The sequence below is a fragment of the Mesorhizobium sp. M2E.F.Ca.ET.209.01.1.1 genome, assembly GCF_004010375.2.
Taxonomy (GTDB): Bacteria; Pseudomonadota; Alphaproteobacteria; order Rhizobiales; family Rhizobiaceae; genus Mesorhizobium.
In genome coordinates this window covers 222,238-237,356 of record NZ_SADP02000009.1, presented here as the reverse complement: position 1 = coordinate 237,356, position 15,119 = coordinate 222,238, and the positions used below count along the sequence as shown (strand labels likewise).

General features: G+C 64.6%; 15 protein-coding genes and 1 pseudogene. 13 read left to right on the top strand and 3 right to left on the bottom strand.

Annotated features, from left to right (window positions below; genetic code table 11):
- Nucleotides 1-4 precede the first annotated feature (4 nt).
- The 6 genes from EN852_RS18660 to EN852_RS18635 all read left to right on the top strand — a co-directional run bounded on the left by EN852_RS18660 (nt 5) and on the right by EN852_RS18635 (nt 4,657).
- Nucleotides 5-334, top strand: a complete 330-nt coding sequence (locus tag EN852_RS18660) for an L-rhamnose mutarotase (RefSeq protein WP_095817634.1) — start codon at nt 5-7, stop codon at nt 332-334.
- On the top strand, nt 327-1,400 hold the full coding sequence (locus EN852_RS18655; RefSeq protein WP_127876372.1) for a Gfo/Idh/MocA family oxidoreductase: 1,074 nt from the start codon (nt 327-329) through the stop codon (nt 1,398-1,400). The genes EN852_RS18660 and EN852_RS18655 overlap by 8 nt, the downstream gene beginning before the upstream one ends.
- A gap of 8 nt (nt 1,401-1,408) precedes the next feature.
- Nucleotides 1,409-1,855 carry a MaoC/PaaZ C-terminal domain-containing protein gene (locus tag EN852_RS18650; RefSeq protein WP_127876371.1) on the top strand — a complete coding sequence of 149 codons (447 nt, stop codon included), beginning with the start codon at nt 1,409-1,411 and terminating at the stop codon, nt 1,853-1,855.
- A 17-nt stretch (nt 1,856-1,872) separates the two neighbouring features.
- Nucleotides 1,873-2,604, top strand: coding sequence for an SDR family oxidoreductase (locus tag EN852_RS18645; RefSeq protein WP_127876370.1), 732 nt, complete (start codon nt 1,873-1,875; stop codon nt 2,602-2,604).
- Between the two features lie 45 nt (nt 2,605-2,649).
- Entirely contained in the window at nt 2,650-3,927 is a 1,278-nt protein-coding gene (locus EN852_RS18640) for an L-fuconate dehydratase (RefSeq protein WP_127876369.1), read from the top strand.
- Nucleotides 3,928-3,997: 70 nt separating this feature from the next.
- Complete coding sequence (locus tag EN852_RS18635) at nt 3,998-4,657, top strand: DUF2161 family putative PD-(D/E)XK-type phosphodiesterase (RefSeq protein WP_127876368.1); 660 nt, start codon at nt 3,998-4,000, stop codon at nt 4,655-4,657.
- A gap of 27 nt (nt 4,658-4,684) precedes the next feature.
- Here the strand turns inward: EN852_RS18635 and dgoD are convergent, their stop codons facing one another.
- Entirely contained in the window at nt 4,685-5,833 is a 1,149-nt protein-coding gene (gene dgoD, locus EN852_RS18630) for a galactonate dehydratase (protein WP_127876367.1), read from the bottom strand.
- Nucleotides 5,834-5,847: 14 nt separating this feature from the next.
- The gene (locus tag EN852_RS18625) at nt 5,848-6,567 is read right to left on the bottom strand and encodes a FadR/GntR family transcriptional regulator (protein ID WP_127876412.1); all 720 of its coding nucleotides are present in this window, start codon (nt 6,565-6,567) and stop codon (nt 5,848-5,850) included.
- A gap of 241 nt (nt 6,568-6,808) precedes the next feature.
- Between EN852_RS18625 and EN852_RS18620 the strand changes: the two are divergent.
- From EN852_RS18620 to EN852_RS18605, 4 genes and pseudogenes are all read left to right on the top strand, one after another.
- Nucleotides 6,809-7,799: pseudogene (locus EN852_RS18620) on the top strand (arabinose ABC transporter substrate-binding protein).
- A gap of 71 nt (nt 7,800-7,870) precedes the next feature.
- Entirely contained in the window at nt 7,871-9,382 is a 1,512-nt protein-coding gene (gene araG / locus EN852_RS18615) for an L-arabinose ABC transporter ATP-binding protein AraG (RefSeq protein WP_127876366.1), read from the top strand.
- Between the two features lie 9 nt (nt 9,383-9,391).
- Nucleotides 9,392-10,342 (top strand): L-arabinose ABC transporter permease AraH, encoded by a 951-nt coding sequence (gene araH / locus EN852_RS18610; protein ID WP_127876365.1) that lies wholly within the window; start codon nt 9,392-9,394, stop codon nt 10,340-10,342.
- Nucleotides 10,339-11,103 (top strand): SDR family oxidoreductase, encoded by a 765-nt coding sequence (locus tag EN852_RS18605; RefSeq protein ID WP_127876411.1) that lies wholly within the window; start codon nt 10,339-10,341, stop codon nt 11,101-11,103. The genes araH and EN852_RS18605 overlap by 4 nt, the downstream gene beginning before the upstream one ends.
- A gap of 190 nt (nt 11,104-11,293) precedes the next feature.
- On the opposite strand, the gene EN852_RS18600 is transcribed toward EN852_RS18605, so the two are convergent.
- Nucleotides 11,294-12,241: a GlxA family transcriptional regulator gene (locus tag EN852_RS18600; protein ID WP_127876364.1), complete on the bottom strand. Its 948-nt coding sequence runs from the start codon at nt 12,239-12,241 to the stop codon at nt 11,294-11,296.
- 115 nt (nt 12,242-12,356) lie between these two features.
- Between EN852_RS18600 and EN852_RS18595 the strand changes: the two genes are divergently transcribed.
- From EN852_RS18595 to EN852_RS18585, 3 genes are all read left to right on the top strand, one after another.
- The gene (locus EN852_RS18595) at nt 12,357-13,064 is read left to right on the top strand and encodes a DJ-1/PfpI family protein (RefSeq protein ID WP_127876363.1); all 708 of its coding nucleotides are present in this window, start codon (nt 12,357-12,359) and stop codon (nt 13,062-13,064) included.
- A 120-nt stretch (nt 13,065-13,184) separates the two neighbouring features.
- Nucleotides 13,185-13,916: a FadR/GntR family transcriptional regulator gene (locus EN852_RS18590; protein ID WP_112128255.1), complete on the top strand. Its 732-nt coding sequence runs from the start codon at nt 13,185-13,187 to the stop codon at nt 13,914-13,916.
- Nucleotides 13,913-15,115 (top strand): PLP-dependent transferase, encoded by a 1,203-nt coding sequence (locus tag EN852_RS18585; RefSeq protein ID WP_127876362.1) that lies wholly within the window; start codon nt 13,913-13,915, stop codon nt 15,113-15,115. The genes EN852_RS18590 and EN852_RS18585 overlap by 4 nt, the downstream gene beginning before the upstream one ends.
- The last annotated feature ends 4 nt before the right edge of the window (nt 15,116-15,119 follow it).

Sequence of the window (15,119 nt, the reverse complement as noted above, 5' to 3'; positions counted from 1 at the left end):
GGATATGCAGCGCATGGGCATGGTGCTTGGGTTGAAACCCGAGAAGGTCGAGGAATATGTCCGGCTCCATGCCGCGGTCTGGCCGGATGTGCTGACCATGATCTCGGCCTGCAACATCAAGAACTATTCGATCTACCTGAAGCGGCCGGAGAACCTGCTGTTCTCCTATTTCGAATACCACGGTACTGACTACGCCGCCGACATGGCCAAGATGGCGGCCGATCCCAAGACCCAGGAATGGTGGTCGGTGTGCATGCCTTGCCAGGAGCCGCTGGAAACGCGCAAGGAAGGCGAGTGGTGGGCGTCGATGGACGAGGTCTTCCATCATGACTGATGCCTTCGACCCGGCATCGCTGACGCAGTCCTGGCCGAAGCCTTCGAAACCGCGCCCGATCGTCACCTTCGGCGCCGGCTCGATCGTCGGCGACGCCCATTTCCCTGCCTATCGCAAGGGCGGCTTCCCGATTTCCGGCCTCTACGATCCGGATCAGGCAAAAGCGCAGAAGCTCGCCGAGACCTGGGGCGTGACGGCGTTTCGTTCAGTCGAGGAGGCCGCGGCCGTGAAGGATGCGATCTTCGACCTCGCGACGCCGCCGGGCCGGCACGCCGAGGTGCTTAAGGCGCTGCCCGACGGCGCGGTGGCGCTGATCCAGAAGCCGATGGGCAACTATCTCGGCGAGGCCACCGAAATCCTCGAAATCTGCCGCGCCAAGAACCTCAAGGCCGCGGTCAATTTCCAGCTCCGCTTCGCGCCGATGATGCTGGCGCTGAAGGACGCCATCGCCAAGGGCTGGCTGGGCGAGGTCGTCGATTTCGATGCGCTGCTCGCCCTCGACACGCCCTGGCAGCTCTGGGAATTCCTGCTCAAGGCGCCGCGCGTCGAGATCGCCATGCATTCGATCCACTATCTCGACCTGATCCGCCAGCTTCTCGGCAATCCGCTCGGCGTGCATGCCAAGACGCTTGGCCATCCCAACCACAAGGTCGCGCAGACCCGCACCAGCGCCATCCTCGATTATGGCGATACGGTGCGCTGCGGGCTCTCGATCAACCACGACCACAAATTCGGCCGCCGCTACCAGGCGTGCGAGTTCCGCATCTGCGGCACGGAGGGCGCGGCCTATGTCAAGCTCGGCCTCAACCTCGACTATCCGCGCGGCGAGCCGGACATTCTGGAAATCCATCCCAAGGGCGGCTCGGAGTGGGTCACCGTCCCGCTTGCCGGCGAATGGTTCCCCGATGCCTTTGTCGGCCGCATGGCCAATGTCCAGCGCTTCGCGTCCGGCGAGGACGCCGAGCTGGTCAGCTCGGTCGAGGATGCCTGGCACACCATGGCGCTGGTCGAAGCCGCCTATAAATCGAGCGCCGCGCCGGCGACGCCGCTGGCCGCAAAGCCGTAAGGCCGGACATGGAACAGACCACCTATTTCGAGGATTACGAGATCGGTTCGTCGCGCCTCACTAGCGGCCGCACCATCACCGAGACCGATTTCATCGTCCATGCCGGCCACACCGGCGATTTCTTCCCGCACCACATGGATGCCGAGTTCATGAAGGCCACGCCCTTCGGCCAGCGCATCGCGCATGGCACGTTGGTCTTCTCGGTCGGTGTCGGGCTGACGGCGAGCGTCATCAACCCGGTCGCCTTCTCCTATGGTTACGACCGCCTGCGTTTCATCAAGCCGGTTTTCATCGGCGACACCATCCGCACGCGCACCACCATCGCGGCCAAGGAAGACGACCCGAAACGGCCAAACGCCGGACGCGTCATCGAACGCGTCGAAGTTTTGAACCAGCGCGACGAGGTCGTGCTGGCCGCGGACCACATCTACATCGTCGAGCGACGGCCCAGCTGAAAGACGGAGACAGAAGAATGGCTGACATCACAGGCAAGGTCGTGGTCGTCACGGCGGCCGCGCAGGGCATCGGACGGGCAAGCGCGCTGGCCTTCGCCAAGGCCGGCGCCATCGTCCACGCCACCGACATCAACGAGGCGGCCCTGGCCGAACTCGCGAAGACGTCCGGCGTCAGGACGCGCAAGCTCGACGTGCTGAACGATGACGCGGTAAAGGCCGCCTTCGCCGAGATCGGCCGCGTCGACGTGCTGTTCAACTGCGCCGGCTTCGTCCATGCCGGTTCGATCCTCGAGATGAAGGACGAGGATCTCGACTTCGCCTTCAACCTCAATGTGCGCGCCATGATCCGCACCATCCGCGCCGTGCTGCCCGGCATGCTGGAGCGCGGCGACGGAGCGATCATCAACATGTCCTCGGTTGCCGGCGCGCCCAAGGGCGTGCCGAACCGCTTTGCTTACGGCGTGACCAAGGCCGCCGTTATCGGCCTGACCAAGTCGATTGCCGCCGACTATGTCGCCAAGGGCGTCCGCTGCAACGCCATCTGCCCGGGCACGGTGGAGAGCCCCTCGCTTCAGGGCCGCATGCAGGCGCAGGGCGACTACGAGGCGGCGCGCGCGGCCTTCATCGCCCGCCAGCCGATGGGCAGGATCGGCACGCCGGAAGAGATCGCCGACCTCGCCGTCTACCTGGCCGGCGCCACCTACACGACCGGGCAGGCCTACAACATCGATGGCGGCTGGTCGATCTGAGGCCGTTCCGGCAGGGCGGGCGGCAATTCAGTCACGAGGCTAGCAATGACGAAAATCACGGACCTCAGAAACTTCGACCTCCGCTTCCCGACATCGCAAAGCCTCGACGGCTCGGACGCGATGAATCCGGACCCGGATTACTCGGCCGCCTATGTCATCCTTGACACCGATGTGCCGTCGCTGAAAGGCCATGGCCTCACCTTCACCATCGGCCGTGGCAACGAGATCTGCTGCGCGGCGATCGAGGCGCTGCGCCATCTCGTCGTCGGGCTCGACCTCGACTGGGTGAAGCAGGATCCCGGCCGCTTCTGGCATCGCGTGACCGGCGACAGCCAATTACGCTGGATCGGCCCGGACAAGGGCGCCATGCATCTCGCGGTCGGCGCGGTTGTCAACGCCGTCTGGGACCTCTGGGCCAATGAAGCCGGCAAGCCGGTCTGGCGTCTGGTCGCCGAGATGAGCCCGGAGGAGATCGTCAGGATCGTCGACTTCCGTTATCTCACCGACGCCATCACGCCGGCCGAGGCGCTGGCAATTCTGAAGAAGGCCGAACCCGGCAAGGCCGGGCGCATCGCCACGCTCGAGCACGAAGGCTATGCCTGCTACACCACCTCGGCCGGCTGGCTGGGCTATCCCGACGACAAGCTGCGGCGCCTTTGCCAGGAAGCGGTCGACGAGGGTTTCAACCATATCAAGCTCAAGGTCGGCCGCGACCGCGCCGACGACATCCGGCGCTTGCGGATCGCCCGCGAGGTGATCGGTCCGGATCGTTACCTGATGATCGACGCCAACCAGGTCTGGGAGGTCGACCAAGCGATCGACTGGCTGAAGGACCTCGCCTTCGCCAAGCCCTTCTTCATCGAGGAGCCGACCAGTCCCGACGACGTCGCCGGCCACGCCAAGATTCGCAAGGCTGTCGCGCCGATCAAGGTCGCGACCGGCGAGATGTGCCAGAACCGCATCATGTTCAAGCAGTTCATCGCCGGCGGCGCGATCGACGTGGTGCAGATCGATTCCTGCCGCATGGGCGGGCTGAACGAAGTGCTGGCGGTGCTTTTGATCGCCGCCAAGTTCGGCCTGCCGGTCTGGCCGCATGCCGGCGGCGTCGGCCTATGCGAATATGTCCAGCATCTGTCGATGATCGACTATGTTGCGGTGTCCGGCAGCAAGGACGGGCGGGTCATCGAATATGTCGACCACCTGCACGAGCATTTCCTGGAGCCCTGCGTCATCCGCGATGCCGCCTATATGCCGCCCCTGGCGCCCGGTTTCTCGATCGAGATGAAGGCGCGGTCGATCGAGGATTACCTGCATCGCGCCTGAGACATCGGGCGGCCCGTGACCGCAATGGTGCCGCTGGGCCGACCAGCCGCGAATCGGCTATGCCTGTCGCATGCAGGAGACTTCCCTCTACGAGCCGGTGAAGCGGTTCCTCGAGAGCATGGATTTCGCCGTCAAGGGCGAGGTCGGCGGCTGCGACCTGGTCGGCGTGCGCGCCGGCGAGCCGCCGGTCGTCGTCATCTGCGAGCTCAAGCTGCAATTCAACCTCGAGCTGGTACTGCAAGCCGTCGACCGTGCAGCGGCCTGTGATGAGGTGTGGCTCGCCGCCTTGATGTCGGCGCGCGGCAAGGGCCGGGAACACGACCGCCGCTTCCGTGCGCTTTGTCGTCGCCTCGGCTTCGGCCTGCTCGGCGTCAGCGCCAAGGGTGAGGTGGAGTTGATCCTCAGCCCGGCCGCCTTGCCGCCGCGACGCGATCCACGGCGGCGCTCGCGCCTGGTCGAGGAGCACCACCGCCGCAAGGGCGATCCGTCCATCGGCGGCAGCACGCGCAAGAAACCGATCATGACCGCCTATCGGCAGGAGGCGCTTGCCTGCGCCGCCGCCATGGCCGACGGCCCGAAACGGCCGCGCGATCTGAAGGCGCTTTCGCCACGTGCGGCCAGCATCCTTCTACATAACTACTATGGCTGGTTCGCCAGGGCCGAGCGCGGCGTCTACGCGCTGACGGAAGCCGGCCTTGCGGCGATTGGGCCTTTTCCGGCCGCGTTATAAGCTTTCGCGCTCGGAATCTTCGCCGGCTTACCACTCCGCAAATGAGCCGTCCTTGTGGCGCCACACCGGGTTGCGCCAGCGGTGTCCTTCCTTGGCGCGCTCCTTCACATAATCCTCGTCGATCTCGACGCCCAGGCCGGGTCCATCCGGGATCGCGACATAGCCATCCTCGTAGCGGAACACGTCCTTGTTGGCGGCATAGTCGAGCAGGTCGTTGCCGGCATTGTAGTGGATGCCCAGGCTCTGCTCCTGGATGAAGCAATTGTAGCTTACGGCGTCGAGCTGCAGGCACGCGGCAAGCGCGATGGGGCCGAGCGGACAGTGCGGCGCCACCGCCACGTCATAGGCCTCTGCCATCGCGGCGATCTTGCGGCATTCGGTGATCCCCCCGGCATGCGACAGGTCGGGCTGGATGATGTCGACGACCGCCTCCTCGAACACCGACTTGAAGTCCCAGCGGCTGTAGAGCCGTTCGCCGAGCGCGATCGGCGTCGAGCCGAGTTTCGCGATTTCCTTCAGCGCCTCGCGGCTTTCGCTCAGCACCGGCTCCTCGATGAACATCAGCCGATATGGCTCCAACTCCTTGACCAGGATGCGCGCCATCGGCCGGTGCACGCGGCCGTGAAAATCGACGGCGATGCCGATATTGGGGCCGACCGCCTCGCGTACCATGGCGACCCGCTCGACCGCGGCATCGATCCTGTCGTGGCTGTCGACGATCTGCAACTCCTCGGTGCCGTTCATCTTGAGCGCCCGGAAGCCGCGCGCCACCACGTCCTTGGCGCCAGCCGCCACCTCAGCCGGCCGGTCGCCGCCGATCCAGGAATAGACCTTGATCGTCTCGCGCAGCTTGCCGCCGAGCAGCTCATGCACCGGCACGCCGAGCGCTTTGCCCTTGATGTCCCACAGCGCCTGGTCGATGCCGGCGATCGCGCTCATCAGGATCGGCCCGCCGCGATAGAAGCCGCCGCGATGCATGACCGTCCAATGATCCTCGATCAAGCGAGGGTCCTTGCCGATGAGGTAATCGGCGAGTTCCTTGACCGCCGCCTCGACCGTCAGTGCCTTGCCTTCGACCACCGGCTCGCCCCAGCCGCTGATGCCGGCATCGGTCTCGATCTTGAGGAAGAGCCAGCGCGGCGGAACGATGTAGGTGGTTAAAGCGGTGATTTTCATGCGGGCGGTCAGTCTCAGTTGTTTTTCAGTTTCTTGGCGCTGGTCAGGTCGCGCGCGGCCAGATCGAGTATCTTGTTGGCTGCATTGCGCGCGGCGACGGCATCGCGCATGCGCAGCGCCTCGACCACCTCGCCATGCGCGACGGCCGCTTCCATGCGCCTGACAGGAGAAATCGTCGCCGTGGCTTCCAGCGAAAACAGCAGCGCCGTATCGATCAGCTTGCCGATCTGGCGGAAGATCGGATTGTGGCTGGCGCCGTAGACGATCTGGTGGAAAGCGATGTCCGAGCGAGAGAACTGCGTCAGATCCTCGCCGGCGCCGGCCATGCCTTGCCAGGCCATCTCGAGATCGGCAATCTCCCGCAAAGTGGCCCGCGTCGCCGCGAGCTCCGCGACCAGCGGCTCGATAGCGCGGCGGGTTTCGAGGATCGCGTCGAACAGCTTGTCGTCCAGCGCATGCGGCGCATGCCAGGCCAGCACCTGCGGGTCGATGATGTTCCAATTGTCCTGGTCGCAGACCACGGTCCCGACGCGCGGCCGGGACAGCACCAGCCCCTTCGCCGCCAGCACTTTCAGCGCTTCGCGGATCACGGTGCGGCTGACGCCGTATTCGATGCCGAGATCGTTCTCGGTCGGCAGCGACGATCCGGCCGGATAGCGTCCGGAAAAAATGTCGGAGGCGATCGCCTTGGTCACGTCGGGCATGACGCGCGGGCGACGCGCCGTCTCGCGCATTTCCTTGTCTTCGTCAGCCTTCTTCGGTGTTTCGTTCACCTCAGCCCCTCCTCCAAGGCAGCGAACCCTTCGGTTTGCGCGCAATTGGTCCGGCCTTAGCGGATGCGAGTGATTTGCGCCAGCGACTACGTGTCGGACTATCTATCTCATTTATCATACCAGATCAATTGACGGGTATGATAAAATTGACTACACACGATCAATCCGGGCCCGGCGCCCGGCCGTTCACTGGGAGGTAAACATGCGACTTTTGAAAACCGCGCTCGTCGCGAGCGCTCTCGCTGTCTTGTCGGTCACGACGATCGCGTCCGCCTATGCGCGACACCAAGATCGGCTTCGTTGTCAAACAGCCCGAGGAACCTTGGTTCCAGGATGAATGGAAGTTCGCCGACCAGGCTGCCAAGGAGAAGGGTTTCACCCTGGTCAAGATCGGCGCCGAGGACGGTGAGAAGCTGATGTCGGCGATCGACAATCTCGGCGCGCAGGGGGCGCAGGGCTTTGTCGTCTGCACGCCGGACGTGAAGCTTGGCCCGGGCATCGTCGCCAAGGCCGCCGCCAACAATCTGAAGCTGATGACGGTGGACGACCGCCTGGTCGGCGCCGACGGCAAGCCGCTGGAAGACGTGCCGCACATGGGCATCTCCGCCACCAAGATCGGCGAGGCCGTCGGCCAGGCCATCGTCGATGAGATGAAGGCTCGCGGCTGGAAGATGGACGAGGTCGGCGCGATCCGCGTTTCCTACGACCAGCTGCCGACCGCCGTCGATCGTGTCGAAGGCGCGATTTCGGTGCTGAAGGCCGCCGGCTTCAAGGCTGGAAACATCTTCGACGCTCCCCAGGCCAAGACCGATACCGAAGCCGCGCTCAACGCAGCGACGGTTGTGCTCAACGCCCATGCCGACATCAAGAAGTGGATCGCCTTCGGCCTCAATGACGAGGCAGTTCTGGGCGCCGTGCGTGCGTCCGAAAGCGTCGGCATTCCGGCCGACGGCATGATCGGCGTCGGCATCGGCGGCGCGGAATCGGCGATCAACGAGTTCAAGAAGCCCACCGCAACCGGCTTCGTCGGCACGGTGATCATCTCGCCCAAGCGCCACGGCTACGAGACGGCGCTCGACATGTATGACTGGATCGCCAACAACAAGGAGCCGGCTAAGCTGACGTTGACCGCCGGCGCGCTGGCCAAGCGCGACGACTACCAGAAGGTGCGCAAGGACCTCGGCATCGAATAGTCCTCCCTGTACAAACGGGCGGCGGCTTGATGCCGCCGCCCGTTTGGCATGCTCAAGAAGGATCGAGGCTCGTGTCCTTTCTCGAATTCTCCAACATCACCAAGACCTATCCGGGCGTCAAAGCCTTGTCGGATGTGTCGTTCGGCGTCGAAAAGGGCGCCGTGCACGGGCTGATGGGCGAGAACGGCGCCGGCAAATCGACGCTCATCAAAATCCTGTCCGGCGACCAGCATGCCGATGCCGGGGAGATACGCATCGACGGCGAGCTCCAGGCCTATGCCTCGACCAGGAACGCCTTCGACAATGGCGTGATCGTCATCCACCAGGAACTGCAGCTGGTGCCCGAACTGACCGTCGCCGAGAATCTCAGCCTCGGCCGGTTTCCGGCGAGTGGAGGCGTGATCGCCCGCCGCCGCATGCTCGATGATGTCGGCACCAAGCTGAAATCGGCCGGCATCGACATCGACATGCGCCGCAAGGTCAAGACACTGTCGATCGGCGAGCGCCAGATGGTCGAGATCGCTAAGTCGGTGATGCTTGACGCCCGCGTGATTGCGCTCGACGAGCCGACCTCGTCGCTGTCCTCGCGCGAAAGCGAGATCCTGTTTAAGCTGATCGACCGGCTGCGCGGCGAGGGCAAGGTCATCATCTATGTCTCGCACCGCCTCGACGAAGTGTTCCGGCTCTGCGACAGCTTGACGGTGCTGCGCGACGGCAAACTCGCCGCGCATCACGCTTCGCTCAAACATGTGACGCGCGACCAGGTCGTGGCCGAGATGGTCGGCCGCGAGATTTCCGACATCTGGGGTTTTCGCCCCCGTAAGGCCGGCGAGGTTCGCCTCAAGGTCGATGGCTTTAGCGGCGCCCGGCTGCGCACGCCGGCAAGCTTCGAAGCCCGCGCCGGCGAGATCGTCGGTTTCTTCGGCCTGATCGGCGCCGGACGCTCGGAACTTATGCGGCTGGTCTTCGGCGCCGACCCGCGCTCGGGCGGCACGATCACGGTCGATGGCAAGACAATTGCCGCTGCCAGCCCGCATGACGCGATCCGGGGCGGCATCGTGCTCTGCTCGGAAGACCGCAAGCATGACGGCATCATCCAGGGCCGATCGATCGAGGAGAACATCAACATCTCGTCCAGGCGCCATCACACGCGCTTCGGCGTGCTGAGCCGCGCCAGCGAGATCGAGACCGCCGAAACCTTCGTCAAGAAGCTCAAGGTACGCACGCCGTCGCGCAAGCAGGACATCGTCAACCTCTCCGGCGGCAACCAGCAGAAGGTCATCCTCGGCCGCTGGCTGTCCGAGCAGGACATACGCGTTTTGATCGTCGACGAGCCGACGCGCGGCATCGATGTCGGCGCCAAGTCGGAAATCTACGAGCTGCTCTACCAGCTCGCCGAGGACGGCATGGCGATCGTCGTCGTCTCCTCCGAGCTGCCGGAAGTAATGGGCATCTGCGATCGCATCCTGGTGATGTGCGGCGGGCGCATCAGCGCCGAGCTCCCGCGCGGCCAGTTCGCCGAAAAGGCGATCCTGGCCGCAGCTCTGCCCGACAAGAAAACCCCCGGCGCGATCGCATCCTAAGGATTTGTAATGACCGACCGGTTGAAAAAAATCCTGCTCGGCGAACAGGGCCTCGTCGTCATCTTCGTTGCCGCCTTCGCGCTGGTGTCGCTCCTGGTGCCGAACTTCCTTACCGACCGCAACATGCTTGGCCTGCTGCAATCGGTGGTCACCGTAGGCATCGTCGCCTGCACCATGATGTTCTGCCTCGCCGCGCGCGACTTCGACCTGTCGGTCGGCTCCATCGTCGCCTTTGCCGGCATGGTTGCGGTGATGGCGTCGAACACCACGGGCTCGATCCTGCTCGGCCTTATCGCGGCGGTCGCCTGCGGCGCCGTCGTCGGCTGGGTCAACGGCGTGGTCATCGCCAAATTCCGCATCAATGCCTTGATCACCACCTTGGCCACCATGCAGATCGTGCGCGGCATGGCGCTGATCTCGTCCGACGGCCGGGCTGTTGGCATCAACAGCCCCGATTTCTACCAACTCGCACTGTCGAAGTTGCTCGGTATCCCGACCCCGATCTGGGTGCTGGCGGTGCTCTTCGCCATTTTCGGCTTCGTGCTCAACAGCACCGTCTTTGGCAAGAACACGCTGGCCATCGGCGGCAATCCGGAAGCTTCGCGCCTCGCCGGCGTCAATGTCGACAGGACGCGCATCTGGATCTTCACGCTGCAGGGCGTGGTCTGCGGCATTGCCGGCATCCTGCTCGCATCGCGCATCACATCGGGTCAGCCAAACGCAGCGGTCGGGCTCGAGCTGTCGGTGATCTCGGCCTGCGTGCTCGGCGGTGTCTCGCTTGCCGGCGGCAGGGCGACGATGTCGGGCGTCATCGTCGGCGTGCTGATCATGGGCATCGCCGAGAATGCGATGAACCTGCTCAACATTCCGGCGTTCTACCAATACATCGTGCGCGGCGTGATCCTGCTCCTGGCCGTGCTGCTCGACAATCTTCGTTCTTCGGCATTGGGGCGGCGCTGATGGCAAGGCTCAAGGGAAAATGCATCTTCCTCACCGGCGCCGCGCAAGGCATCGGCTACGCCATCGCCGAGGCCTGCCTGCGCGAGAAGGCCGAGCTGTTCCTGGTCGACTGCGACGCGAGCCTTCTCGCCGAAAGTGCTGCCCGTTTGGGCAAGGTCGCGCATGCGGCCGTCGACATCGCCGACGCCGCGGCGATCGACGCCGCGATGCAGGCGGCGACGAAGGCCATCGGTCCAGTCAACACCGTCATCAACAATGCCGGCATGAACGTCTTTTCGACCCCGCTCGAGGCCACCGACAACGAGTGGACCCGCAATCTCGACGTCAATGTCAAAGGCGCATGGCACTGCGCTAAGGCGGCGCTGCCCGGCATGATCGGGCAGGGCGGTGGTGTCATACTGAACATCGCCTCGACGCATGCCTTCACCATCATCCCGCACACCTTCCCCTATCCCGTCGCCAAGCATGCGTTGCTCGGCCTGACCAAATCGTTGGCGATCGAATATGCCAGCAACAATATCCGCGTGAATGCGCTGGCGCCCGGCTATGTCGCCACGCAGAAGGTCATCGACTACTGGAACAGTTTCGACGATCCGCAGGCCGCCCGCCGCAAGACACTCGCCTTGCATCCGGGCGGGCGGATCGCCACCCCGGAAGAGATCGCCATGGCAGCGGTCTTCCTGGTCTCTGACGAATGCCCCTTCATCAACGCCGCCTGCCTCGTCGCGGATGGCGGCCTGAGCGTGCTTCATCACCCCTGACACAAAGCCATTGATCGGAGGAAACGATGGCAAACGATGTCTTCGCAAAGTCCCTGCCGACGCCTCGCCAAGCGCTGGCGCTTGGTTGCGGAAAGCTCGCGCGATAACCTTGGTGCCGGCGACGCCTTTCGCCCGTTGAGGTCACGCCTGGCCGTGGCCAGACTGCCATAAGCGGGGCTGTCAATCGCGCTCAGAAGCGCTCGCGGTAGTCGCGCGGGTTGGTGCCGAGGACGCGTAGGAAGCCACGCCGCATCGTTTCCTCGGAACCGAAGCCGCAGCGCCGGGCCGTCTGGCCGACCGTCTGTCCCCGCTCCAGCATCCGCCGCGCCGCTTCGATGCGGATTTCCTCGACGGCACGCGCGGGTGTCCGCCCGGTCGCCTCCTGGTAGCGTCGCGAGAAACTGCGCCGGCTCATATTGGCGCGGTCGGCCAATTGCTCCAGCGAAAGGTCAGCGCTGAGATTGTCCAGGATCCAGCCATGCAGCCGGTCGAAGCGCCCGTCGCCTTCCTGCAGCTTGAGGGTCTGGCTGAACTGCGCCTGGCCGCCGGGACGTTTCAGGAAGACGACCAGCTCGCGCGCCACCGCCAGCGCCATGCGCCGGCCAAGGTCGGCTTCGACGAAGGAAAGCGCGAGATCAATGCCCGACGTCACGCCGGCCGATGTCCACACATTGCCGTCGCGGATGAAGATCGGGTCTGGGTCGAGCCGAACCATTGGAAAGCGCTTGGAGAACTCCGCGCAGCGGCCCCAATGGGTGACCGCGCGGCGGCCGTCGAGCAGGCCGGCCTCAGCCAGCAGCATGGCGCCGCTGCAGACGGAGGCGGTTCGCGTCGCATCGCGCGAGCGGCCGATGATCCACTGCACCAGCTCGGCCTCCTCGCAGGCCGCGTTGACGCCCCAGCCGCCAGGCACGATCACCGTGTCGATCTCGGTCCCGTGCGCCGGCAGCGCTGCTGCCTCCAATACCAGGCCGGACGATGTCCTGATTCGCGGCGAAGCGCCGACGACGACGGCGTCGTAGGCGGCCGCTTCGCCGGCCTGCGTCCTGAAGTCGTTGGCGCTGGCGAAAACCTGAAGCGGTCCGCTGACATCGAGGAGCTGGATATCGGGATAGGCGAGGATTTCGATGCGGCGCATGGCTTTGGCCTGAAACGAGGGATGATTGGCGATCGGGCCAAAGCATGATGCCGTAGATTGCCTGAAGTCAACCTGCCCCAAGTCAACCTGCTCAAGTCAAACTGTGGAGATTTCCATGAGCCTTCGTTTCGGCATTCTCGTCTTCCCCAATGTCCAGCAGCTCGACCTCACCGGGCCTTACGAAGTCCTGGCAACGGCCAAGGGCGCCGAGGTGGAACTGATCTGGAAGGATCGCAATCCGGTGATGTCGTCGACGCGTCTCTCCCTGACTCCCACAGCGACCTTCGACGACTGCCCGCCGCTCGACGTGCTGTGCATTCCGGGCGGTGGCGGCGTCAACGCGCTGCTCGAGGACAAGGCAGTTCTCGATTTCGTCTGGGAGCGCTCCGCACAGGCGCGCTACATCACCTCGGTGTGCAGCGGCGCCCTGGTGCTTGGCGCGGCCGGACTGCTCAAGGGCAAGCGGGCCACCACGCATTGGTATGCCCATGATTTCCTTGAAGAGTTCGGCGCAATCCCTGTCGATGCGCGGATCGTCGAGGACGGCAAGCTGATCACCGCCGGTGGCGTCACATCGGGCATCGATTTCGGCTTGGCGCTGGTCGCAAGACTGCTCGGCCAGGCGGAAGCTGAGATCGTCCAGCTCTCGCTCGAATATGCGCCGGCGCCGCCCTTCCGCTCCGGCACGCCGGCCGAGGCTTCGCCTTCTGTCCTGGGGGAGGCCAAGGAGCGGCTTTCGGGTTCGCGGCGGGTCCGCGAGGAGATGTTCGCGCGCTGGCGCCAGGAGCGCAGGGCTGCCGAGCCCAAGCGCATCCGCGCCTGAACCGACCGGTCGGATGGCGGATATCTCGCCATTCGGCCGCTGCCCATTTCGACTGTTGACTCGTCTTTCCGCTTATGCACAAATTGGTTGGACCATTGAACCACTTTAGGCGCAGTCGGATTGACCGATCTTTTGCCCCCGATCCAGACGACGGCCCGCGATGACGCGGTGCTGAAGGCGTTGGCGGGGTTCGTGCGGCAGGAGGCTCTGGGCCCGGGCGAAAAACTGCCGACCGAGCGCATCCTCGCCGAACGCCTCAAGGTCAGCCGCAACACGGTGCGCGAGGCCCTCACCCGCTGGGAGGGATTGGGCCTCGTCGAACGGCGCCAGGGCTCTGGCACCTATCTCAAGGCCGCCGTCTCGCCCGACATGCTGCACATGCCGCTGACGCTGGCCGGCGGCAATGATTTCGCCGGCCTGATGGCGACGCTGGAGATCCGCCGCGCGCTGGAGGCGGAGGCGGCCGCGCTTTGCGCCATTCGTGCCGGCAAGGCCGAGCTCGCCGAGATCGAGCGCAAGCTCGACCTCATGGAGGAGGCCTTCCAGACTCGCGACGGCATGTCCTCGGAGGAGGATTGGGAATTCCACCAGGCGGTCTTCCGCGCCTCCGGCAACCCGCTCTTCGAGCAGATCATCGCCGCCATGTACGAGATGTTCCACCGCTTCTGGGAACATCCGCTCGGCGTGCGCGATTTCGGCCATGCCAGCTTTCCTTATCACCGCACCATCTTCAATTGCATCGCCGCGCATGACCCCGAAGGCGCCCGCGCCGAAGCGCTGAAGCTTATCGCCACCGTCGAGGACGATCTGAAGCGCGGCGCAGCCAACCTCAAACTTTCGGACCGCAGATGAACGAGCAGCCCAACACTTTCGACCCGGCCTCCCTGGCCAGCGACTATCTCGGCGAGGCGGCGACGCTGCTCGCGCATGACGATCCGTTTCCCGGCGGCGCGGTGGTGCCGCCGATCTACCAGACCTCGCTCTTCACCTTCGCCAATTACGCCGACATGGCCGACACCTTCGCCGGCAGGAGGAAGCAGCCGATCTATTCGCGCGGCGACAATCCCACGGTCATGGAGTTCGAGGCGCGCGTGGCGGCGCTCGAAGGCGCCGAAGCCGCGCGCGGCTTCTCCAGCGGCATGGCGGCGATCAGCGCGACCGTGCTCGCCTTCGTCGGCGCCGGCGAGCGCATGGTTGTGGTGCGCAATTGCTATGGCGATGCCTACCGGCTGTTCGAGCGGCTGTTCCCGCGCCTTCACATCAAGGTCGACTATGTCGACGGTTCCGATCCCGATGCGGTCGCCGCGGCACTTCCCGGCGCCAAGCTGCTCTACCTCGAAAGCCCGACCTCGATGATGTTCGAGCTGCAGGATATCGGGCATCTTGCCCGGCTGGCGAAGGAACAGGGCATCGTCACCACCATCGACAATTCCTGGGCCTCGCCAGTATTCCAGAAGCCGATCACGCATGGCGTCGATCTCGTGCTGCATTCGGCCTCGAAATATCTGAGCGGCCACAGCGACACAGTCGCCGGCGTGGTGGCGGGCTCGGCCGCCCACATCAAGCACATCAACGAGCAGACCTATTCCCAGCTCGGCGGCAAGCTGTCGCCCTTCGAAGGCTGGCTCTTGCTGCGCGGCCTGCGCACGCTGCCGCTGCGCCTGCCGCATCACATGAAGAGCGGGCTCATCCTCGCCGAGCGGCTGAAGGCGTACGGCAAGGTCGAGCGCGTCAATCATCCAGCCTACTCCAATCATCCCGGGAAGAAGACATTAGCCGGCTACGCTGGCCTGTTCTCTTTCGAGGTCACCGAGGATGTCGACATCCCGGCCTTCGTCGATGCGCTGAAATTCTTCCGCATCGGCGTCAGCTGGGGCGGCCATGAAAGCCTGGTCGTGCCGGCAAAGGCCTCGCTCGAGCAGACGCCGGGCATCAATTCGATGGCGCGCTTCGGCGTCAGCCCCCGAACCATCCGCTTCAATGTCGGATTGGAAAATGTCGAGGACCTCTGGGCCGACATCGCCCAGGCCTTTGACAAGTCAAAAAAATAACGAG

Excerpts from the sequence above, each read along its gene's own strand:
- EN852_RS18660 (WP_095817634.1), top strand. The coding sequence starts at position 5 with ATGCAGCGCATGGGCATGGTGCTTGGGTTGAAACCCGAGAAGGTCGAG.
- EN852_RS18635 (WP_127876368.1), top strand. The coding sequence starts at position 3,998 with ATGCAGGAGACTTCCCTCTACGAGCCGGTGAAGCGGTTCCTCGAGAGC.
- EN852_RS18600 (WP_127876364.1), bottom strand. The coding sequence starts at position 12,241 with ATGCGCCGCATCGAAATCCTCGCCTATCCCGATATCCAGCTCCTCGAT.
- EN852_RS18625 (WP_127876412.1), bottom strand. The coding sequence starts at position 6,567 with ATGCGCGAGACGGCGCGTCGCCCGCGCGTCATGCCCGACGTGACCAAG.
- EN852_RS18645 (WP_127876370.1), top strand. The coding sequence starts at position 1,873 with ATGGCTGACATCACAGGCAAGGTCGTGGTCGTCACGGCGGCCGCGCAG.
- EN852_RS18650 (WP_127876371.1), top strand. The coding sequence starts at position 1,409 with ATGGAACAGACCACCTATTTCGAGGATTACGAGATCGGTTCGTCGCGC.
- araH (WP_127876365.1), top strand. The coding sequence starts at position 9,392 with ATGACCGACCGGTTGAAAAAAATCCTGCTCGGCGAACAGGGCCTCGTC.
- dgoD (WP_127876367.1), bottom strand. The coding sequence starts at position 5,833 with ATGAAAATCACCGCTTTAACCACCTACATCGTTCCGCCGCGCTGGCTC.
- EN852_RS18655 (WP_127876372.1), top strand. The coding sequence starts at position 327 with ATGACTGATGCCTTCGACCCGGCATCGCTGACGCAGTCCTGGCCGAAG.
- EN852_RS18640 (WP_127876369.1), top strand. The coding sequence starts at position 2,650 with ATGACGAAAATCACGGACCTCAGAAACTTCGACCTCCGCTTCCCGACA.
- EN852_RS18585 (WP_127876362.1), top strand. The coding sequence starts at position 13,913 with ATGAACGAGCAGCCCAACACTTTCGACCCGGCCTCCCTGGCCAGCGAC.
- EN852_RS18595 (WP_127876363.1), top strand. The coding sequence starts at position 12,357 with ATGAGCCTTCGTTTCGGCATTCTCGTCTTCCCCAATGTCCAGCAGCTC.